22 protein-coding genes are annotated in these 19601 nt (G+C 62.7%); 21 read left to right on the top strand and 1 reads right to left on the bottom strand.

The features are described 5' to 3' along the window. Positions 1-11: 11 nt before the first annotated feature. The 21 genes from IEY38_RS14545 to IEY38_RS14450 all read left to right on the top strand — a co-directional run bounded on the left by IEY38_RS14545 (position 12) and on the right by IEY38_RS14450 (position 18406). On the top strand, positions 12-554 hold the full coding sequence (locus IEY38_RS14545; protein ID WP_188979480.1) for a hypothetical protein: 543 nt from the start codon (positions 12-14) through the stop codon (positions 552-554). Next, positions 551-2158, top strand: coding sequence for a hypothetical protein (locus IEY38_RS14540; RefSeq protein ID WP_188978987.1), 1608 nt, complete (start codon positions 551-553; stop codon positions 2156-2158). The genes IEY38_RS14545 and IEY38_RS14540 overlap by 4 nt, the downstream gene beginning before the upstream one ends. After that, positions 2155-2544 (top strand): KTSC domain-containing protein, encoded by a 390-nt coding sequence (locus IEY38_RS14535; protein WP_188978985.1) that lies wholly within the window; start codon positions 2155-2157, stop codon positions 2542-2544. Before IEY38_RS14540 ends, IEY38_RS14535 begins: the two co-directional genes overlap by 4 nt. A gap of 21 nt (positions 2545-2565) precedes the next feature. Then, entirely contained in the window at positions 2566-4041 is a 1476-nt protein-coding gene (locus IEY38_RS14530) for a phage portal family protein (protein ID WP_188978983.1), read from the top strand. Between the two features lie 83 nt (positions 4042-4124). Then, positions 4125-5462: a hypothetical protein gene (locus IEY38_RS14525; protein WP_188978981.1), complete on the top strand. Its 1338-nt coding sequence runs from the start codon at positions 4125-4127 to the stop codon at positions 5460-5462. A 9-nt stretch (positions 5463-5471) separates the two neighbouring features. After that, the gene (locus IEY38_RS14520; protein WP_188978979.1) at positions 5472-6797 is read left to right on the top strand and encodes a hypothetical protein; all 1326 of its coding nucleotides are present in this window, start codon (positions 5472-5474) and stop codon (positions 6795-6797) included. A 12-nt stretch (positions 6798-6809) separates the two neighbouring features. Then, a complete protein-coding gene (locus tag IEY38_RS14515) occupies positions 6810-7115 on the top strand; it encodes a hypothetical protein (protein WP_188978977.1) in 306 nt (101 codons plus the stop codon). 2 nt (positions 7116-7117) lie between these two features. Further along, complete coding sequence (locus IEY38_RS14510) at positions 7118-7387, top strand: hypothetical protein (RefSeq protein ID WP_188978975.1); 270 nt, start codon at positions 7118-7120, stop codon at positions 7385-7387. 3 nt (positions 7388-7390) lie between these two features. Continuing rightward, positions 7391-8146: a hypothetical protein gene (locus IEY38_RS14505; RefSeq protein WP_188978973.1), complete on the top strand. Its 756-nt coding sequence runs from the start codon at positions 7391-7393 to the stop codon at positions 8144-8146. Between the two features lie 4 nt (positions 8147-8150). After that, positions 8151-8282: a hypothetical protein gene (locus IEY38_RS21660; RefSeq protein ID WP_268238773.1), complete on the top strand. Its 132-nt coding sequence runs from the start codon at positions 8151-8153 to the stop codon at positions 8280-8282. Next, the gene (locus tag IEY38_RS14500; protein WP_188978971.1) at positions 8282-8698 is read left to right on the top strand and encodes a hypothetical protein; all 417 of its coding nucleotides are present in this window, start codon (positions 8282-8284) and stop codon (positions 8696-8698) included. The genes IEY38_RS21660 and IEY38_RS14500 overlap by 1 nt, the downstream gene beginning before the upstream one ends. Beyond that, complete coding sequence (locus IEY38_RS14495) at positions 8698-9216, top strand: hypothetical protein (RefSeq protein ID WP_188978969.1); 519 nt, start codon at positions 8698-8700, stop codon at positions 9214-9216. Before IEY38_RS14500 ends, IEY38_RS14495 begins: the two co-directional genes overlap by 1 nt. 40 nt (positions 9217-9256) lie before the next feature. Next, the gene (locus IEY38_RS14490) at positions 9257-10168 is read left to right on the top strand and encodes a phage tail tube protein (protein WP_188978967.1); all 912 of its coding nucleotides are present in this window, start codon (positions 9257-9259) and stop codon (positions 10166-10168) included. 12 nt (positions 10169-10180) lie between these two features. Next, positions 10181-10723 (top strand): hypothetical protein, encoded by a 543-nt coding sequence (locus IEY38_RS14485; RefSeq protein ID WP_188978965.1) that lies wholly within the window; start codon positions 10181-10183, stop codon positions 10721-10723. An 83-nt stretch (positions 10724-10806) separates the two neighbouring features. After that, entirely contained in the window at positions 10807-11979 is a 1173-nt protein-coding gene (locus IEY38_RS14480; RefSeq protein WP_188978963.1) for a hypothetical protein, read from the top strand. Between the two features lie 56 nt (positions 11980-12035). Next, positions 12036-12206 (top strand): hypothetical protein, encoded by a 171-nt coding sequence (locus IEY38_RS14475; RefSeq protein ID WP_188978961.1) that lies wholly within the window; start codon positions 12036-12038, stop codon positions 12204-12206. 77 nt (positions 12207-12283) lie between these two features. Beyond that, a complete protein-coding gene (locus IEY38_RS14470; RefSeq protein WP_188978959.1) occupies positions 12284-12952 on the top strand; it encodes a hypothetical protein in 669 nt (222 codons plus the stop codon). Further along, the gene (locus tag IEY38_RS14465; protein ID WP_188978958.1) at positions 12949-14091 is read left to right on the top strand and encodes a hypothetical protein; all 1143 of its coding nucleotides are present in this window, start codon (positions 12949-12951) and stop codon (positions 14089-14091) included. Before IEY38_RS14470 ends, IEY38_RS14465 begins: the two co-directional genes overlap by 4 nt. After that, positions 14091-15110, top strand: coding sequence for a fibronectin type III domain-containing protein (locus tag IEY38_RS14460; protein WP_188978957.1), 1020 nt, complete (start codon positions 14091-14093; stop codon positions 15108-15110). Before IEY38_RS14465 ends, IEY38_RS14460 begins: the two co-directional genes overlap by 1 nt. Further along, on the top strand, positions 15107-15625 hold the full coding sequence (locus tag IEY38_RS14455) for a hypothetical protein (protein WP_188978955.1): 519 nt from the start codon (positions 15107-15109) through the stop codon (positions 15623-15625). The genes IEY38_RS14460 and IEY38_RS14455 overlap by 4 nt, the downstream gene beginning before the upstream one ends. A 54-nt stretch (positions 15626-15679) precedes the next feature. Continuing rightward, complete coding sequence (locus IEY38_RS14450; RefSeq protein WP_188978953.1) at positions 15680-18406, top strand: fibronectin type III domain-containing protein; 2727 nt, start codon at positions 15680-15682, stop codon at positions 18404-18406. A 230-nt stretch (positions 18407-18636) separates the two neighbouring features. On the opposite strand, the gene IEY38_RS14445 is transcribed toward IEY38_RS14450, so the two are convergent. Beyond that, positions 18637-18894, bottom strand: coding sequence for a hypothetical protein (locus tag IEY38_RS14445; RefSeq protein ID WP_188978951.1), 258 nt, complete (start codon positions 18892-18894; stop codon positions 18637-18639). Positions 18895-19601: the final 707 nt, after the last annotated feature.

Here is a 19601-nt window from a genome sequence, read left to right as displayed (position 1 = left end):
ATGAGCCACCCATGACACAGAATCCCGAAGACACTGAGTTCGGTCGCTGCGAGGCGACAGCGAAGTCGTCCGGGCAGCGCTGCGGCCGTGCCGCCATCGGAGAACACGGTAAGTGCGACATCCACGGCGGCAAGTCCAACCGCGGCGAAGAGTCGACGACGTTCAAACACGGGCTGTTCAGCGACCACCTTTCCGACGAGGACCGCGAGGCCGTTGAAAAGCTCGACGATGTCGACGACGCCGAGAAGTTGGAGGAACTCATCAACTGGCGATTGGTGCGCCTCCGTCGCTATCTCCGTGAGAAAAACGATGCCGACACCGAGTCCTTCTTCGACAAATTCGACAAGATGGTTCAGGAGGGTCGCAAGAACGGCGAGCCCGGACTGTCGGCCAAGCAGATCAAGGAGCTCGCGAAAGCGCTGAGCATGAACAACCGAGCCGCCCAGGAGGAGATCGACTTGGTCCGGAAGCTCATCAAGGCCCACGACAAGATTGACGGCGATGGCGGTGGCGTTGGGGGCCTACGCGATCTCTTTGGAGGTGGTGACTCATGAGCGCCGACGCAGTCGATATCGACCTGTCCCGCTACACGGATGGGCCTGACCGATACATCAACTTCGCCGAGGAGGTTCTTCGCGTCAACCTCACGGCTCAGCAGCGCGAACTCCTCCGGGCGCTGGCCGAGCATCGCCGGGTCGTAGTCATGTCGGGAAACGGCCCGGGCAAGTCCTATGGCGTGGCCATCGCGAAGCTCGCCTTTCTGGTCACCAACCTCAACTCGACCGTGCTGGGGACGTCCGGGTCGTACAGCCAGTACGTCGACGCCGTCTGGCGGCCGATGAAGACGCTGCATGCCGAACTTAACGCAGCGCTGCCGGTCGACCTCGGATCCCCCAACGTCGGCGGCCAGCCCACGCTCGAAATCGAGGACGACTGGTTCGCGAAGGTTGTCTCGCCACGTGACCCCGGAGACCTCGAAGGCCGGCACGCCGAACACATGCTGGTCATCATCGAGGAAGCCGACAAGGCCTACATCACTGAGGAGCACTTCGACAGCGCGGGCTCGTCCATCACTGACGGCAACGACCGGATGCTCGCCATCTGCAACCCACCGGAGGACGAGGCTAACCCGGTGTACGAGCGCCTCGAATCCGACCGATGGCACACCATCCAGTTCTCTAGCCTGGACGCGCACAACGTTCGCGTCGACGCCGGCGAGATCGACGCCGACTACATCCCCGGCGTGGTCGGCCTGGAGATGATCCGCGAGGACTGGGAAGCCTGGAACGATGAACCCTGGCCCGGCCTCGGGGAAGCCCGACGAGTCTCAGACCCAGACCATCCCGACTTCCGGGACGACCTCGACGCCCGATGGTACCGACGTCGGGCTGGCGTGGTCCCGCCGGCCGGCGCTCGGGCCCACCGCCCCTTCACGAAGACAGACGTCGAAGCGGCGTGGGAGCGTGACCCGCAGTACTACCCGGCCGAGCCCGAGGCATGGGCCGTCGACGTCGCCCGTGCCGGTGGTGACGAGACGGTCGCAGGCAGCGTCTTCGGCGACCAATTGGAGCTGCCCTACACTGCCCAGGGCACCGACCACGTCGACCAGGCCGAAGCCATCACCCAGACGTTCCAAGACTACGAGGTTGCGCCAGCGGCCGTCGACGCCGTCGGCGAGGGGTCGGGCCTGGCCGACATGCTCTCGGCGCGCTTTCCCGATGTCGTCCGGTTCAACGCCGGCGGTGAGCCCTCCGAGGCTAAGTCGTTCTACGACTGTTGGGCCGAAGGCCTGCACCTCCTCGGGCAGTGGCTTCAGGATGGCGGCAGCATCGACGACCGCAAGCTCTACGAGGAGATGCTGGTCGCCGCGCGCACACTGGAGTTCGAGGAGCGCCACCTCGCCAGTCGTGGCCACTCGGGCTCGAAGGTGCTCAAGCTCACGCCTAAGAGCACGCTCAAGGAAGCACTTGGCCGCTCGCCGGACCGTCTCGACGCGGCCATGATGACCATCTGGGCCCGTGATGCCGAGACAGGCATCCCGACGGCGTCGGCCAAACTGGGTGACCAGGACGACGGGCGTCGCGACTTCCGGGAGTCGCCGCTCGGCCAAGCCGTCGAGAACTTCCGACAGCAGCAACAGGATGGGTTCCGCCGATGAACACGACGGCGCCGGGCGGGATCGGCATCGAACACGACCCGGCCAACCAGCGCGCCGGCGACGCGCCTGAAACTATCCGGGCGCCCTTGGACACGATGCCGACGTCGTCGTTCTCGTCGTCGAACGTCCACTCGGCGCTGTACGACTTCGGTAGCAACGACCTGTATGTCCGCTACCTGCGAGACGGGCCGGACGCTATCTATCGCTACTGGCAGGTTGGGGCTCAGACGTGGTCGGGCCTCGTCGACGCCAGCAGCAAGGGCGGGTACATCAACCGCAACATCGCCTACGATTTTCCGTACACGCTACTCACGACGGGCGACTTCCCGCAGCGAGGCCACGGGCTGGACAACGACCTGGCCCGTCGGTTCGTGACGGACCCGTAACACCATAGGAGACTGATACACATGGGCATCTTCGACGAGGCACGACGAGAGGCGGCGGACCGGATGGACAGCAGCGCCACCGACGGCGTCGCACCCGATACGGCAGCCACTGCGACGGCGACCGGTCAGCGCGAGATACAGGCCACCGTCGAGGGCGAGCAGGTCACCGTCAAAGACCCGGAGACGGTCAAGACCGACGATGACGGGACTTGGCTTACGGGCACCCAACAGTACGGTCACCCACGCGGTCGCGATGCCATCGAGGCACGGGAGATCGTCCAGACCAGCGCTATGCAGGCCATCGGCAACGGCATCGTCGACCAGCTACTTGGCGGCGAACTCACCTTCGAGAGTGACTCCGACGACGTCGACGCCACCGAGGCTGCCGTTCGCGACCTTATCCGGGACGTCCTCACTGGGCCACACCTAGGCAGCAAGGATCTCGACGACCTGATCACCGGGTCCGTCTTCGACATGCTCGGCCCGGGGCAAGGCTACTGGCAGCTCCATCCGAGTGAAAACGGACGGTATCCCGTGGTCGCGCTGTCGAACCTAGACGCGCTGACCATCCGGCACAACGTCGACCGGCACGGCGTGTGGGGCGACCCGCCGTTCTACCAGGCCCAGGGCGCGTTCAGCTCCGACGGTGTCGGGACGCTCGGGAGCATCGACCCCACGCCACTGCAGCACGACCAGCTGGCGGTCATGCACTACCCGCGTGGCGAGCGGCCCTACGAGTTCTACCCCCGCTCGCCGTCGATGCAAGTCAAGGAGTGGCTAGAGATCCTCGCCAACAGCACGACCCACCACAACCGGTTTTACGCCGACAACCAGATCCCGCCGGGCCTCATCCAAGTGATGGGTGCGACGAACGTCACCGACATCAAGGAGAAGATCGAGGCCGCCAGCGGCGACCCACGCGACGTCCCGGTGATCGGTGGCGACGGCGGGGCCCAGTGGCTCGAACTCGGCGGGACCGCGGTCAACCTCAACATCATCGAGGAACAGCGCTGGTTCTTCAACATGTGCCTCGGAGCGCTGGGTCTGGGCAAGCACGAGCTCGGGTTCACTGAGGACGCCAACCGGTCCAACGGGGAGATCGAGGCGACGCGGATCTACAAGCGAATCGCCGGGCCATTCAGTAAGCAGTTCGAGCGGGCGTTCCGGAAGATCGCCGAGCAGTTCGATGTCTACACCGCCCTCGAGAACCCGTTCGACATCCGGCTTCGGTTCACCGACCCGCGCGAGGAGCAGGCACGGGAGCAGCGCCTCCGCGAGATGTGGCAGGCCGGCGGGCTGACCTATCGCCAGTACGTCCGCCGGCGCGGCGACCAGGACCTCGCCGAGGAAGACATGACGGTGGAGTTGAACGGCAACACCATCGACTACGGCGACTATCCCAAACATGTCCTTGACGCGCTGCTCCGGGACGCTCGGTCGGATCCCGATGCGGACTCCGACATGGACGAGGGCGACGATGGCTCGCCGGTAGCGTAACCACGATCCCCGATGACCGCGGCCCGCCGTGGGGTCGCGACGGGAAGGGCACCATCACCACGGCTGTTCTGAGAGGATATGATATGACAGACACTGACGACCCTCAGCACCGCGTTTACCACCAATCTGACGCCGATCAGATCACCGTCCGCGATGCAGACGACGGCGAGGACGGTGTCATGACCGTTCGGATGCCGCTGGCTAGCACCGGCGAGGTGCGCAACAACGGCGACGACCCACTCACCCGTGAGGAACTGGAGGGGATGGCCCGCCAGATCAACGCGGGCGGCGAGCCGACGTTTCTGGACCACGGCAGCAACATGGAGCTCGGCGGGTCCCGCTACTCTGCTGTCGGGAAGATCGGCGGGTGGCGAGAGGCAGATGTCGAGTACGACGCCGGCGACGACGGGAGCGACCTCCTCATGGCCGACGCGCGGATGATGGATCCCGAGACACTCCCGGACTCGACCGGCTCGCTGCGCGAGGCACTGGCGGCTATCAAGTCCCAGGTTGAGCGCGACATGAATCTCTCGTCGTCTATCGGCTGGCGGGATGACGACTCGTTTCCCGGCGGCGTCGACCTGATGGAAGCGTCCATCGTCGGCATCCCGGCCGACCCGCGGACGACGTCCCAGTCGGCGGCCGAGGCGATGGCCCGTGCGGCAGTGGGCAACCGCCCCGATGCCGACGCGGAGCAGCTCGTCGACGCGTTCCGGGCTGTGGTGATGGGCCCCGATTCCGATGAGCGCCACCTCTCCGACCAACAGGCCGAGACTGCCGAGCAGCTGGTCAACGCCTATCGGGACGAGCAGGGTGACGGTAGCGTCGAGAACTTTGAGAGCTGGCTCTGGAGCGTTGCCCGCCACCAGTTCGACGACAACGAGTTCCATGCTGCCCACACGGCGCTCGAGGAGTACTTCCGCGAAACTACGCCGCTGGACGAACCGATCAGTGAGCGGTTCATGCCGTTCCTGACCGACCGCGACAGCGGCGACGAGGGCAGCGATGCCCGTGATTCTGTGACAGACCCAGACAACGACTCGTCCGGCGATGACCCGGACGGCACGCAGGACGGACAGGACGGCATGGACGCCGCGGACTACCGCGAGTCCATGCTCGAAATGCAGCAGCAGCAGACCGAGACGCTGTCGGCCCTCGCCGAGGCCCTTCGCGAGGACGGTGACGACGAGGACGACGATGACGATGATGACGATGATGACGGCGACATGGACGACCAGTCGGCCGCCGACGCCGGCGACGGCGACACGCAGTCGCTGACTGTCGACGGTGAGGAGTTCACCGCCGACGACATCCGCAATCTCCACGACGGCCTCGACGACACAGACCCGGACGTCGAGACTGACGACGACCGTGGCACCGACACGGACGACCAGACCGCGAACCCCCAGGAGCTTCTGTAGGAGGACTTCATGTCCGCAACTTCTGACACCAACACTTTCGACGATCTACAGACGGACCGCGACATCGCGGCCCGTCTCGCAACGCCTACCGACAACAACGCCCGCACCATCTACGACACGCTGCTGCGAGCGATGGGGCTTCCCGAGGTCCCCATCGAGCGCGGCCGTGTCGGCGTCCCTGTCTCGCACATCCAGGACAAGCTCCTAGAGTCTCACGAGCAGCACGCGGACGACCCTGAGACCGAGACGCAAGCCGAGCAGCAGTTCGGCACTCGATCACCGTTCGCGGCCGCTGCCGCCGCTGGTGAGGGGTATCACGACGTCGACGAGAACGAGCGCATCGCGCCCGTCGAGCAGATGGCCGAGCGTGCAGCCATCGACTACTCTGTCGTCGGTGCGGCGTCTCCAGTGGAGGTCGACCCGCGCCTCGTCGACATCCAGCGCTCGGCCGCGCCGGTCCTGTCGGTCATCACGACCCAGGCCCAGGCCGGGTTCGAGGCCCAGTACAACATCATCGATGACCGCACCGACCCCATTGGGATGGTCAGCGAATCCGAGGCCGCCGGCGACATCTCTAGCCTGAACGAGGGCGACTTCAGCCTCTCGACGGACAACAAGAAGATGAAGATCTACCTCGACCAGGCCCGCATCTCGGACTACAGCCAGCGTGCCGAGGACACGCTCAACTACATGGACCTGAGCGAGACGACGCTGGGGCAGCGCACCATCGCTCACGCGCTGTTCAAGGCCAAGCAGATCTTCTACGGCGACCCGTCGGTCGGCGCCGGCGACAAGTCGGTCGAGGACGGCGACGCCTACGAGGGTATGGCGAAGATCTTCGACGACGCCGGCAACTCCATCGACAAGACGACCACGTCGTCCGGCTTCCTGGAGGACATGCTCGACGAGGTCACCGTTCAGGTCACGAACACCGGCCTGATGTGGGACGCTGCTCGATACCTCGTCAGCCCGCAGTACTACAACGCCATCTACGACGAGGTCACGCCGACTGTCCGCGTCGATGGCTACGACGCCGACGTCGAGTACGGCCCTCGAGGGCTGGCCATCGGGACCGAGCAGGGCACCGTCAACATCACGCCCTGTGACAACATCCGCAGCTACGCCGGCCTCTCTGGTGTCGGGTCGAACTCCGATGTGGGCGACGTCTTCCTCATCGACGAGCGAGCGACGCAGTTCCGACAGCTCGCTCCCTTCTCGACGGTCCCGCTGGGCCGGACCGGGCTAGCCGACAAGGTCGCGATGTTCGAGTACGGCACCCTCATCGACAAGGCGCACGGCAACCACGGCCTCTGGCTGCAGGGCTACGACATCTGAGGTGTCCGTCTCATGACGCACACCACAGTCGACGACGAACACGTCAACTCGGGCAGCCACCGCACCGTCTTCCACACCATCGATGTGTCCAGTCTCGACAACGCTGGCTCTGAGGGCTACGACCCCGCGGCCGAGACGGCCGTCGACGTCGTTCTCGGCGTCAGCGTCGCCGGTCAGGAAGACGAGTCGCTGTTCGTCCGGTATGACCACGTCGCCGGAAATCTCTCGGTGACGAGCGCCGCGGATGGCACCGATACGACCGCCGGTACCGATGTCGGTGAAATCATCCTCCGCGTCGACGGCGACCCCGGGGCGTGACCATGCGGGTCGAGCACCCTTCGGACGTACCACCATCGGCGGTGGACGTCAACGGCGACCGTCGGCCGGTCGACTCGGAGGGGACCTTCGAGGCCGACGCCAGCTGGCTCCAAACGTTCGCTCGCCGCCACGGGGTCGATCCTGATGACATCATCGTGGAGGACGAACCGCCGCCAGACGACGCCGTCGAGACGTGCGATACGGTCAAATCTGATGGCGACGTCTGCGGTCGCGAACTTCCCTGCCCCTACCACAGCGAGTCTGAGGACTAACACATGACTGGCTTTTGCGAGGAAAACGACGTCCGGAAAGCGCTGCAGGACAAGGACCTCAGTGAGACGGACGTATACGGTCCGACCGGCACCGAATTCGTCACTGCCGCTATCGAGAAAGTAAGCGACTGGCTCCAGCGGCAGGGCAACCGCTACTGGTACGACAGCGGCGGCGGCACGGACCTCGTCCCGGACAGCCCGGCGACTGTCTCGGATGTCCGACTGGACATCCCGTCGTCGCCACACAGTCAGCGCGACCAACTGTTTCACGACAGCGACACGCGTTACCCGGTCACGAAGGCGGGGCCGTACGCTCGCGTCACGCTTCCCCACGGCTACGTCCAGTCCCTGACCGGCCTAGAGGTTCGGGGCCGTGGAGGCGGCGTTGAGGACTGGGTCGCGGCCAACGACAAGACCGAGGGCCGTGGCGAAGACTACTACGTCGCTCGCAAGGGCCAGGACTCCTACGGCCGGACCCATCTGTACGTCAGGGCGCGGTCTATCGGCCCCCGATACGACTTCAACGGCATCCTGACCGCCGAGTTCGACTACGGTCTGGACGCTACCGACGAGTCTTGGCAGGACGTCCGTCGCGGTGTGGCCCAACTCGCCGCTGCCGAGCTGGTCATCGAGGACGACGTTGTGACGAGCATCCCCGACAACGGTCAGCTGGTCGGCGTCGACACGCAGCGCCAGCAACTTGTCGACGACGGTCGCGACGCACTCGAACCGTACCTGACGCCGCCGGGTGGTGGCTGATGAGATGGCAGACGTCTCGGTCACCATCGAGTTCAACTTGGAACTCACCGTCGACCCGATCGGCGCGACGCTGGACATCACCGTCCCGCAGGCGCCGTCCGACGCGGCTAGACAGAGCCTGCTGGAGGCGTACTGATGACGCTTCCAGATAGCTTCGAAGATGATCTCAGGGCCGCTGTCCTCGACGATGTGGAACAACAGTTCCGCGATGAAATTGGCTCCGAACTGATCGATATCGCCCGTGACAACTGGGAGGCGTACGCCGGTCGAAACGACTACGACATCGGCCACATCCCCACCGAGGCTAGACTATCAGTCGAGCGCGACGACAGCACCGTCTCGGCCAGGATTGAGTGGCCAGAACTGACAGCACTGTTCGAGTGGGGCGTCGACCCGCACACGATCGAGGGGAACCCGCTGTTGCACTTCTACTGGGAGGCGAAAGACCAGTGGATCACGACCGAGTCGGTCAACTGGGGGAGTGAGACGGGCGGGATCCCCGAGTCCCGCGCCATCCGTGACGCTGTCGAACAACTTGCAGGAGGGCTCTGATGGCTGTCCAAGACGAGGTCGCGTGGGTCCTTGAGACGATCCGTACCAACTGGCCAGGTAGCTGGCCTGCTGATGACGATGGCACCGAACGACTCTACCGCGTCAACCGCGACGAACCACTCGTCCTCGAAACCGACCAACGAGAGAAAACAGTCGAGCTATCGACAGCGTCCGCGCTGGGGGCCTCGCTCGGCTCTCGCGTCCCAGAGGTCGCTGGCCCAGATAACCGCCGGCGTGTCACAACGACTGTCGACTGTCGGTTCAAAGGTCTGACTTCACAGGGCGGCGAGTTCGGCCACGTCGACTCGAACAAACACGCGAAACAGATTGCTCTCTATGCGCAGAATGCAATCCAGCAGGAACTTTCCTACCCAGCGGTTGACCCTGACGCCGACGACATCGGGCGCGTCGCCTACCACACCGTAACCGTCGACGACCCAACCGACAGCAGCCAGGAGTGGCAAGACGAGTATTTCTGGACGTGGACAGTCCGCCTCATCGGTTACGAAACCATTTGAGAACTATGACTCTACACGCAAATCATAACGGAGGAATCGTATGACGGGGGCGGGCTCGGCAAACGCCGCGTTCGCCCTCGAGAACAGCTACGGCACGCTCCCGGCAGATCCAACTTGGATGCAGCCAGGGATCGACATTACAGTCGGTGACCTCACAGTTGAGCAAGCACTCGAGCGCTCGCGTCACCCAGACGACCCAACACCAGCTGGCAGTCGTGAAGGCAACTGGGAAGGGGCAATGTCTGTCAGTTGGTCGCTTACCGACGCCAACTGGCACGACCTCGTCTTCGCCGACGGCGGCACCGCACTGCCCAACGCCCCGATGCGAGCACCCTCGGCGACGTGGTACCTTCCCGTCACGCTCCCTGATGGGTCGACAGAGTCTCGAACGCCGACCGGGGCGATCGTCCAAGACGCGACAGTTAACTACGAGCAGGGCAGCGATATCACAGTCGAGTTGACGATCCTGTATGGCGACGAACCGGACAATGTTACTACGCCGGCAGAGAGTGACATCGCACAGCCGTCTGATGACGACGTCTTCAGTTGGCACGGAGCCTCGTTTCAGGTCGATGGCCTCAACCAGCCCCTCATGCAGTCGGCGACGCTGTCGCTATCGGGGCTGGCACGTTTCCGCCGCGGCCAAGGCCGTCACCCGTACGACGCTGTCGTCGATGCAATCGAACCGTCATTCTCATCGGATGCGGTCTTCACTGAGCGTGACCAGCTTGCACTAGCCGTTGACGACACGGCCAATACGAGTGGACCGGTTGGGAAAGTCCCGGCGACGTTTAGCCTTGAGAACGGTCAGGGCGATACGATCGACTACACACTCACCGACTGCCAGCCAACCAGCTACGGCTGGAGTGACCTCGTCGCTGCCGGCGCTGACCTGTCAGAACCGGTTGACTACCACGTCACAGACGTCGAAGCGAGCACGACCATCGCCTAACGTTCCTTGTCTATGCTACAGACACAAACCTACACGCTCGGCGAGGAGATCGCCAGCTTGGATGACCGGCTAACCGCCCTCAAGGACAGGATCAACGACCTCGAACCGGGGACGGGAGAGTATGATGCGGCACAGTCTCAGAAGAGCCGCCTGCAGTACTACAAGATTGGTCTCGTTTGGCAACGTGATGAGGCCGGCTGGGGGAGCGATGCCGAACTCACGCTGGGCGCGCTGAGCGCACTCGAAGAGGCAGAAATGGACCGCCATATCCCCAGCAACGCCGGCCAGAAAGAACGCCGTCTCTGGTTCGCTGCCGCCAGCACAGTCTCCGCGCCGAACGTCGACGACGATGACGATATCGAAGCCGCATTCGCTGCGTTGACCGTCCATCCTGGCTACGCCTCGTGGGTTGAAGCGGAGGCAAACGACCTCGGTGTCCCAAGTGAATCGGGAAACAGGTCCTCGACGTCCTCGACGGCGACCGGGACGTCGGCGACCTCGACGGACGGGCCCGGCGAGACTACTACATCGTCGTCGGACTCGCGCACGGGCTGACGCCCGACGCTCTCATGGATATCCCGATAGACTATTTGCGGTTGCTCGACGCCTACGCGGCGTCTCGGCTCTTGTAATCACCCATGTCTGGATCAGATGATGGCTTTGGCACGACTAGCACGCTCAGCGTCGAGCTCGATGAGCGGTCGCTAACGAATGTCAAGCATCAAATCGAATCGGAGATCGGGTCGATGCCGCTCGGCGTCACTGATGGCGGCAGTATGTCTGCCCAAATGGCTGGTGGTGCTGGCAGTGGTCGCGAACGCCGACGCCGCCGGCGTGAGTTCCGATGGGCTCGTGAACGGACCGGGTATCTTGAGGATGCCGTCACCTACCTCGAAGAAATCGACGACAAGGTTGGTGAGGGTGACGATGGCGGTATTGCCGGTGGAATTATCAACCAAGTAATCGACTCAGGCGGCGACGCCGGCGGCGCAGCGGCGTTGAGTGGTGCCGCTGCTGCGTTGACTGGGGCTGCGACAGCCCACACAGGAGCGGCGGCTGCACACGGAGGAGCAGCGGCAGCACTCACCGCAGCGGCTGGTGCCTTGTCGGGCGCCGGTGGCAGCTCAGTCTCAGTAGAGAAACCAGCATGGACGCCGTTGCAGGTTGAGGACGTTGGCCCACTCGACGTCGAGGATGTGGACCCGCTGGCTATCGAGGAGCCAGGAACCTACCCGCTCGAAGAGCCGTCGGGTGATTACCCACTCGCGGAGCCGTCAGGCACGTACCCAGTCGAGGAGCCATCAAAACCGTACCCGGTGGAAGATGTTGGGCCAATACCAGTTGACGTCTCTGTGTCGGTTGGCCAAGGCAGCTCTTCGTCGGGTGCCGGGGAGCGCGAAGCCCCTCATCAATGGGCCAATGACATTCTCCGAGACGTGCCAGTGGTTGGGCCGTCACTCGCGGACGCGAATAAAGAGGTGGTGAATTCCGCGCGCGATTGGGGTAGAGATGTCCCCCTGCTGCCGGAGCCCGTTCCAAACCTCAAATCCTCGGATAACAAGCGGAGACAGGAACAAGGGCAGACGTCATCGGTGACGGTGGAGGCCAGCCAGCCACCTGATGGAAGTCAAAGCATCAACTACACCGATAACTCAACCACCGAGGTCGTCGTCGAGACCAACACAGAAGATGTGGTTGACGACGCCATTGACGAGATCGAGCGGGAGTACGATGACCGGATTGCCGACATCGAATCTGAATTGGACGATCTAAGGCGGGAAATTAAGGACGCGGCGCGAGGTCGGCGGTGACGATGGCATCAAGTGGGGTGTAACTTATGATTGGTTGGAGAATAGTTTTCACCGAAATGTTAGAAAACATCACGCCTTGGGCCGTGGTGAAAGTCTTGCTCTCCATCGTGGTGGCGGTTGTCGTAGTAATGGTGCTGGTTCTCTACTTCATGAACATTGCATCTATAATCTTGCTACTGATCGCAGTGGCGGCCGTGCTGCTTGCCCGCCGGCGCTGGCGTGGATAGTACAGTCAATAGCAAAACCGCTGATTCTGAGCGATTGTAACCATGACAACACACAGCTACAGTGAGGTGTACCGACAGTGCCCGGACTAACTGACAGTGCGATTTTGGAGGTGGATGTCGTCGACGAGACTGGAGATACTCGGACGTGCGCCTTTCAGGTGAAGGAAGAGCTAGAAGACACTGGCAACGTTGCGAAGACATACTTGATCGGTAGCCGGGGACAGTACCTACGTGCGGCGTATGAAATAGCCGACAAAACAGTCCCGGGCGAACTCGCCGACGAAAACACCGAATCCCGGCGAGGCTACTTCGTCGACGGTGGCGCGGGGCAGTACGTCGAACAGATTGCTGGCAAAGCTGGCGACCGTGACCTGCAGTGGGGCGACGGCAGTACCGACCCGACCGACCCCAACGATATCTCCAAGTACGACGCGACTGGCTGTGACACACTCGCGCAAAAGCAGATTTTCGAGTACGTCATCTCACAGTCGAAGACTGGATCGCTCGGCCAGGCGCGGCTGTACTGGGGCCAGTGGTCGGATGGAACCTATGCAGACTCTGCTGGCGCGTTCGGCCGGCCACTAACGGTTGCCATCATCGAGACGAACGTCACCGACGATCCGGACGACCCGAACGCGATTGATGTGAGTATCACTGCAGAGTGGGCTGCTGTGTTGCCCGAAGCAGTCGTCGACGAGGCGGAGTCGGTAGCCAAGGACATCAACGAGATCATTCCAGAGCGATGAAATACCTGTACACCAGCCCACTCCCAGAAAGCGCACAGACTGGGGAACAAAACCAGCTCCGACAGGAACTGTCTCAACAGGGGCTGCTTGGGCAACAGCGGTCTGCTGTTGAGCAAATCTCTTCAGGCGGGGGCGACCTCTCCCTCGACGGACAGTATCGCTACGGCGAGAGGATTTCCAGGATGTTGGCCGGCGAGTTGAGTGAATTGGCCGGTGCCAGATTGGGAGGCCTCCCGCTCTATCAGGATACTGGCGGGTTTAGCGATGCCGGCTACTACACGATTAAGAATCTGAACGTTGACCCTGTCCATGCCAACCGGAGAGACGTGTACCAGTACGACTTGACACTTATTCGCAAAGGCACTCGTTCGACCCACCGTCGTGAGGTCACGACCGAGGCGCGCGAACTGACCCATCCGTTCGGCAACGACGTGAGCGGCTACGTCGCCGCCCCCGCGACAGCCGAGGGTGTTCGCTGGCTCAACCCCGAGACGGACGCCACGACGACAGCGTCACCGACGACGACCCGCAGCGCTGAACTCGGAGACATCGACGAGTATCGACTGTCTGATGCGCCCTACGCATCGCCGTCACTTGTCTATGATATCGACTACGACAGTGAGGGAGCGACGGACGTCCGCGTATTCGATTCGCTGGGCGGGAGTAAACTCGACGCCGACGGCAACCTCCGCTGGGCCAAGGTGTTCGACCCATCCCACGAGTTCTCTGGCGAGGCGATCGTCGACAACGGCCTCGTCCGACTTCGCGCCGACCCGACGGCGTCACCCGGCGTTTCCGTCGAGCAGTACGACTACAACGCCGACGCGTGGAACAACGTCTCACTCCCGGCGTCGGACTGGTCCCTCGTTGAGTTGGACATCGCCGAGCGACAGTCCCAGCGCCTCGGCGCGGCCCGCGTCGATGCGTGGACGCGCTGGCGCAACGCCTCAACCGGCGCAACGTATCCCCTCGATGTGACCATCCATCGGGGCTGGCCGGGCATCCAGTTCTCCAGAGTGCCCGACAGCACGTCGCCGGTCCCCGCGGGACTGGAGTCGCTGCTCTCGCCGGCCGCGTCGGATCGGCTCGTCACACCCCAGCCCAAACGTGACCTGCGGCCGCGGGAGGCGATTCGCTGATGGCGACGTTTGATACGACCAACAGCCAGCACAGCTACACAGTCCCGGACGGCGCGGCTGGCATCCGCTTTACCGTCCGCGGTGGCGCGGGCGGTGATGACACATTTAACAGCAACAGCCATTCGATCGGCGCTGGCGGTGGCGAGGTCTCTGGCGAAGTCCAGCTGTCTGGCGGGACAGTAGTGGACGTATTCGTCGGCGAGGGCGGCCAAGACAACCAAGACGCTTTCGTGCCCGGGTCTGGCGGCACGTCGCCGTTTGACGGTGGTGTCTCCGGCGGCGATGGTGGGGCTGGGAGTAGCGGGACCAATGGGGCTGGTGGTGGGGCACCATCAGCGATTGTGGTCAACGGGACGGTGCTGGCAGTCGGTGGCGGTGGCGGCGGGGCTGGCGGTTCTGATGGGAACGTATCCCCTGCCCCCGGCGGTGGCGGTGGCGGTGCTCGTGGCGGGGCCGGCGGGATACAATCCGACCCCGATGGCGAGGACGGTGGCGATGGCGGGGGTGGGGGCGGTCCGGATCCGACCGCTGGCGGGACGCTCACCGACAGTAGCGTCACCGTCACAGATACGACGACCTCCTCGGGCGGCCCCTTTGTCGAGATCGAACCAGCCTACCCGCCACCGCCGCCCACGTCGCTCACGGCCGACGCCGTCCGCGACACGGAGATCGGCATCTCGTGGACGGACGACTCCCTGCCGGATACCGACCCGGCGACCGAGTATCGGGTCTACAAATCACGCGACGGCGGCGCGACCGAGACGCAGGTCGCAACGCTGGGGGCCAGCACGACCAGCTACACGCTGTCGGGGCTCAAGAACGGCGAAGAGTATCTCATCGCTGTAGAGGCGGTCAACGACGTGGCGACGCGGCGGGACTGGCATGGCTTCACCGCCGCGCCCGGCGAGACGCGGACGGTCGCAGCGGGAGAGACAGTCAACCGAGACGCGCCCTACGAAAACGGCGGGACGGTCGACAACAGCGGCGAAATCAACGTCAGGACGAGGTTTGAGCTATGACATTCAACATCAGAGACGACAACGGCACACTAATCGGCAAACTCGACGCGGACACGAACGGAGATATCATCGTCGAGCACTCGCAGTCGGGCGAGCAGGCCCGACTCACCGGCGATGGGCTGGACGTCTCGGCGGTCAGTGCAGGGGAAGTATCAGACGGAGTAACGGGGACAATGATACAAGCGAAGCACAAAACAGGAGACAACCAAGCATATATAAAATCTCAACCAAATCTTGGCGTTGACGCTTCTACAGCATCAACAATCTACAAAGAGAGAGATGGGTTTGTTGTTGTTAGTGGAGATTCCGAATACGATGGGACCAGTCGGCGGTTTAACGATGTTGTGCTTTTTGATAGGAATGCTGGCGCTACCGTGATAAATAGCGTTGAGGCATTTAGCCCAGACTCTCGATCGTATTCGACCAGCAGCGACGGATTAGATCTTCAGTTCGACACAAGCAGCTACACGCCGTATTCAGTCACGGTGATGGCGCTAACCGGGGAAGCTCATTAAGATATATTGAGCCAGACTGACCAGCCGATGCGCTGCATACGGACATAATATCAAATGCCTATCCAAGCCACAACAACTCTGCCTGATGTCCCGCAGCCGGCGCTGGACAACGGCATCGAAGACGAGGTCACGGCCAGTTACTCTGACATCAGCAACTACGGCAGCTATCGTGGCCAAATCCGCGAGACGGAGCAGTCGTCGTGGGACTCCTCGGCCGTCGGATTCGACGAGGTCGTCGTTGACCAGACCAACTCGTCGATTACCTTCGGCGGGCTAGAGGACGGCGAGGCCTACGAGGTTCGCATCCGCTCCGAGACCGAGCACGTCACCGGTGCATGGACGTCGCCGGTCGCCATCACAACAACGTTCCCGACGCCGACTGATGTCTCCGCAGCGGCCGACAGCGCGACGCAAGTGACTGTCTCGTGGACGGACCAAGCCGACAACGAGGACGGGTTCGAGATACTACGGACCCGGTCGTTCGCTGACGGGACACGCACGCGCTCGCTGGCGACGCTGGGTGCAAATACGGAGTCCTACACCGATACGACGGCCCAGCCGTCGGCCGACTACGAGTACACCGTCCGCGCGTTCACTGAGGACGCCGAGGCCGTCGGCTCTGACACAGCCACGACGCCGTCGGTCGCGAAGCAGACCCCGACCGACAGCGCCGGCTGGACCGTCGAGGTCGAGCGCGCCGACGGGACCACCCGGCGACCGTCTATCCTCGATGATCCCAGCATCCGGCCGACGCTCAACGGCCGGCCAGAGGTCGAGGTCGCTGTCCGGCCCGACGACTCGTGGCTCTCGACAGAGTGGGAAGATAGTGCGATGCGAGTGTGGCGTGACGGCCAGCGCATCCCGATCGATACGCTCGCGCAGGTCAGTCCCGAGCCCGACCGGACCGTGCTCGTCGGCCGCGGCGGCGACGAGCTGCAACAGCGCGTCCAGCAGGACTTCGATGACGTGACTGCCGAGACCGCTATCGAATCCATCCTCGACGAGGTTAGCTACGATTCGACAGTCGACCCCGCGCCGACGGCCGACAACGAACTACTGACGACGCTGGACTCAACCGAAGAGCTGGGCAGCGCCGCGCAGTCACTCAGTGGCCCGCGTGCCGTCGACAACGGGCAGGCGCGACCCAAGCAGTCGGCAGTGATCGTCCCGCCAGGGGACATCTCATCTGGGAAGCTCGTCACCGACACGCGCTGGAACTGGACCGCTAGCGAGGCGCTGGAACTGGACGTCGCCGCGCTCGAATCGACTGGCGTCAGTATCGACCTGCCCTATGCACTTGACGCATCGGACTGGGGGCTCTACTATCGCATTGCAGACAACTACGAGGGATTCATCGAGGTCCGCGTGGACGGTGCGCTCTTGGGAGCGGATTCAGCGTTTAATCCCGACGAGACCGACAAGAGCGTGGAGTGGCAGAGCGCCCTCAACCCTGGCACGTCCATCACTGACGACAAAATCCCCGTCAGCGGGACCGTGGACATCACGTTCACCGCCGCAAGTGACACCGGCGGGAACGACATCGGACCCGCGGGCGAGGCGTTCATCGATTCCGTCGTCCTGTTCGACAAGCGCGAGCAGGACCCGAGCAATTTCTCGAACACGCTCCGGAGCGACATCGCACTCCTCGATGGACCGCCGGCGCTGTTCACTCCGACCGACTTCGACTTCGATGCCGTTCCGATTCGGCGAGCGACCGGCGGCCGCGTCGAGGCCCCCGTCTCCTCAACGGCCAACGGACAGGCCGTCGCGGTCTCACCGGATGGCGAGACGTTCGTCACGGCGACCAACGCAACCAGTGTTGAGGATGACTTCGCCAGTTCGACGGGCCAGTTCGTTGCACGGACGACACTCGGCGGCATCGACGGCGACGGCGGCAGCAACGTCGAGGACACGGTCACACGGTATCGAACCCAACCCCAGACACTCGACTCGCTGACGATCAAGTACGACAGCATCGACTCGCCGGGGGTCAGCGAAACCGTGGACGCGACGGTCGTGGATGCGCTCTCGAAGTACGCCGACCGGGCAAACCTTATCTGGGAGCTGCAGTACGATGACGGCTTCGAGGTCGTCGTCACGCGACCAGGCCAGCGCTCGTCGGCGGCTGATCCTGACCTCGTTGACTGGCGCGTGGACAAGGACATCGAGGCCGAGGCGACCAAGGCGGTGGTTCACGGCCAGAGTAAGCAAATCGAAGAGGAGCAGTTCGTCGCCGACTTGAACGATGTCCAGCTCGATAACGATGACATCCTCAAGGGTTCGACCCGCGTTTACGACTCAACCACTGAGTACGGGCGTGGACCGGACGCGGACTACGTCATCAACGAAACGCTGGGCACAATCCAGATGCCCGACCTCGACAGCAACCTTGTCGAGGGCAACACCTACAATATCGACTACGAGGCCGAAGTTGTCGGCGACTTCACCGGCGATAGACATGCCGACGTCCGCCAGCCAGAGATCGTCGACATCCCGCAGATCATCTCCCAGCCACAGGCCGACCAAGCGGCGCTGTATATCGTCGACCAGTCGCAGGGCCCCGTCGTCAGCGCACAGGCCACGCTCTCTCGGCAGGACATCGGGTACCGGCTCACTGAATCGCTGGACCTGTCGGCGCTGCCCGATGTGGGTGACCTTCGGGTTCGGAGCATTGCTGAGTCTCCGCGCGAGGTCGTTTTGGAGCTGGGGCTGGGCCAGTCCGTCGGCGACGTGGTCAACGACATTCGAAGTTCATTGTCCGACACAGCGCGGCAGACCTAACAGTCGTTGCCAATACGGGCTCTTTATCCAATCGTAGAGATGAAACGCCTGTGAGTGGAATAAGGACACACACGAAGTCTCGAAGGGGCCGAATTTCGACGAGATCAGGCCACTACTCGAACTGCTGGACAATCACGAAGACGAACTCCCCTCCGACTGGATATAATCCGACCGCTATCCTTTTCTCTTGCACTGGCCGATTCGGCCATTCACCTGAATAGCAACTACTGTTAATCCGGTCGCAAGGTCTCTAAGATGAGGCTCGTGCCGTCGTCAGTGCGAGGCACGCTGTTCGCGAGGGTCGCCTCATCATCCTCGTCGACGTCAAGTATCCCAGTCCGGACCACGCGAGGACCGTCTTCGCGCTCGCCCGTCAAGGTGAGACACAGCTGGCCGTCAACCTTCCCGCCGGCGACGGCGATTTCTTCGACTTCCTCGGGGAACGAGACGGTCGTCCAGCCCTCGGGCTTGCGGACCTGCAGTTCCATACTGGACAATCGGCTGCGCTGCGTGTTGCCTCCTTCGGGATAGGTGATTTTGAGGGTGTCATAGAACAGTTGGCATGGTTTTTTGATACCGGCCGAGAGAACCGCTGTTGCTACTTCTGAATAGCGGCGATAATATCCATCTCTCAGACAGCGGTTTTCCGGGAGCTACTGAAGTGTGTGAATCGTTCTATGACACCCTGGATTTTATTAGTTCGTAATATTATGTGCCGGATGTCGGCGCTCATACTCACCCATCCTGGTATCACCAGACTGAGCGCCGACAGTTGCTCTGTGCTGACACGCACAAGCCAGTCACCTCACACCTTTGGCTTCCAGCGTGTCAGCACCGTTTCGAAATCCACTGTGTCGCTGGTGGGGACTGTCGGACGACCAGAAACGCCCGGTGATGTTGTGACTCAGACACCACCCTACGAGTGTTTCCGACGTTATCTGGCGGGTTTTCTCCGGAAACAGTGGTGTGTCTTCTTGGATTCCTCAGAGAAGTTTGGTATCCCAATAATCTGAAAGGTACAGTCACATCGTTGTTTCGACTCCTTGCTGCCAAGTCGCTAAAGGCGATCTCCAGCGTTCGGAGTTAGCTGAGACCATGGTCTACGACTCTGGATTTAGATGTCCATTCGATATCGCCGAAGCTTCACTTGGCGGGTTGCTCACCCGAGATTGACAAGAGCACAAGGACAGCCAGC

It is taken from the genome of Haloarcula sebkhae (genome assembly GCF_014647415.1).
Taxonomy (GTDB): domain Archaea; phylum Halobacteriota; class Halobacteria; order Halobacteriales; family Haloarculaceae; genus Haloarcula; species Haloarcula sebkhae.
This window is presented reverse-complemented; position numbering and strand designations above follow the sequence as displayed.

Bases quoted from the DNA above. Each gene is read 5' to 3' on its own strand.
- IEY38_RS14490 (WP_188978967.1), top strand. From the start codon at position 9,257: ATGACGGGGGCGGGCTCGGCAAACGCCGCGTTCGCCCTCGAGAACAGC.
- IEY38_RS14500 (WP_188978971.1), top strand. From the start codon at position 8,282: ATGACGCTTCCAGATAGCTTCGAAGATGATCTCAGGGCCGCTGTCCTC.
- IEY38_RS14485 (WP_188978965.1), top strand. From the start codon at position 10,181: ATGCTACAGACACAAACCTACACGCTCGGCGAGGAGATCGCCAGCTTG.
- IEY38_RS14455 (WP_188978955.1), top strand. From the start codon at position 15,107: ATGACATTCAACATCAGAGACGACAACGGCACACTAATCGGCAAACTC.
- IEY38_RS14495 (WP_188978969.1), top strand. From the start codon at position 8,698: ATGGCTGTCCAAGACGAGGTCGCGTGGGTCCTTGAGACGATCCGTACC.
- IEY38_RS14510 (WP_188978975.1), top strand. From the start codon at position 7,118: ATGCGGGTCGAGCACCCTTCGGACGTACCACCATCGGCGGTGGACGTC.
- IEY38_RS14515 (WP_188978977.1), top strand. From the start codon at position 6,810: ATGACGCACACCACAGTCGACGACGAACACGTCAACTCGGGCAGCCAC.
- IEY38_RS14480 (WP_188978963.1), top strand. From the start codon at position 10,807: ATGTCTGGATCAGATGATGGCTTTGGCACGACTAGCACGCTCAGCGTC.
- IEY38_RS14525 (WP_188978981.1), top strand. From the start codon at position 4,125: ATGACAGACACTGACGACCCTCAGCACCGCGTTTACCACCAATCTGAC.
- IEY38_RS14475 (WP_188978961.1), top strand. From the start codon at position 12,036: ATGTTAGAAAACATCACGCCTTGGGCCGTGGTGAAAGTCTTGCTCTCC.
- IEY38_RS21660 (WP_268238773.1), top strand. From the start codon at position 8,151: ATGGCAGACGTCTCGGTCACCATCGAGTTCAACTTGGAACTCACCGTC.
- IEY38_RS14520 (WP_188978979.1), top strand. From the start codon at position 5,472: ATGTCCGCAACTTCTGACACCAACACTTTCGACGATCTACAGACGGAC.
- IEY38_RS14545 (WP_188979480.1), top strand. From the start codon at position 12: ATGACACAGAATCCCGAAGACACTGAGTTCGGTCGCTGCGAGGCGACA.
- IEY38_RS14445 (WP_188978951.1), bottom strand. From the start codon at position 18,894: ATGGAACTGCAGGTCCGCAAGCCCGAGGGCTGGACGACCGTCTCGTTC.
- IEY38_RS14505 (WP_188978973.1), top strand. From the start codon at position 7,391: ATGACTGGCTTTTGCGAGGAAAACGACGTCCGGAAAGCGCTGCAGGAC.
- IEY38_RS14530 (WP_188978983.1), top strand. From the start codon at position 2,566: ATGGGCATCTTCGACGAGGCACGACGAGAGGCGGCGGACCGGATGGAC.
- IEY38_RS14465 (WP_188978958.1), top strand. From the start codon at position 12,949: ATGAAATACCTGTACACCAGCCCACTCCCAGAAAGCGCACAGACTGGG.
- IEY38_RS14460 (WP_188978957.1), top strand. From the start codon at position 14,091: ATGGCGACGTTTGATACGACCAACAGCCAGCACAGCTACACAGTCCCG.
- IEY38_RS14540 (WP_188978987.1), top strand. From the start codon at position 551: ATGAGCGCCGACGCAGTCGATATCGACCTGTCCCGCTACACGGATGGG.
- IEY38_RS14535 (WP_188978985.1), top strand. From the start codon at position 2,155: ATGAACACGACGGCGCCGGGCGGGATCGGCATCGAACACGACCCGGCC.
- IEY38_RS14450 (WP_188978953.1), top strand. From the start codon at position 15,680: ATGCCTATCCAAGCCACAACAACTCTGCCTGATGTCCCGCAGCCGGCG.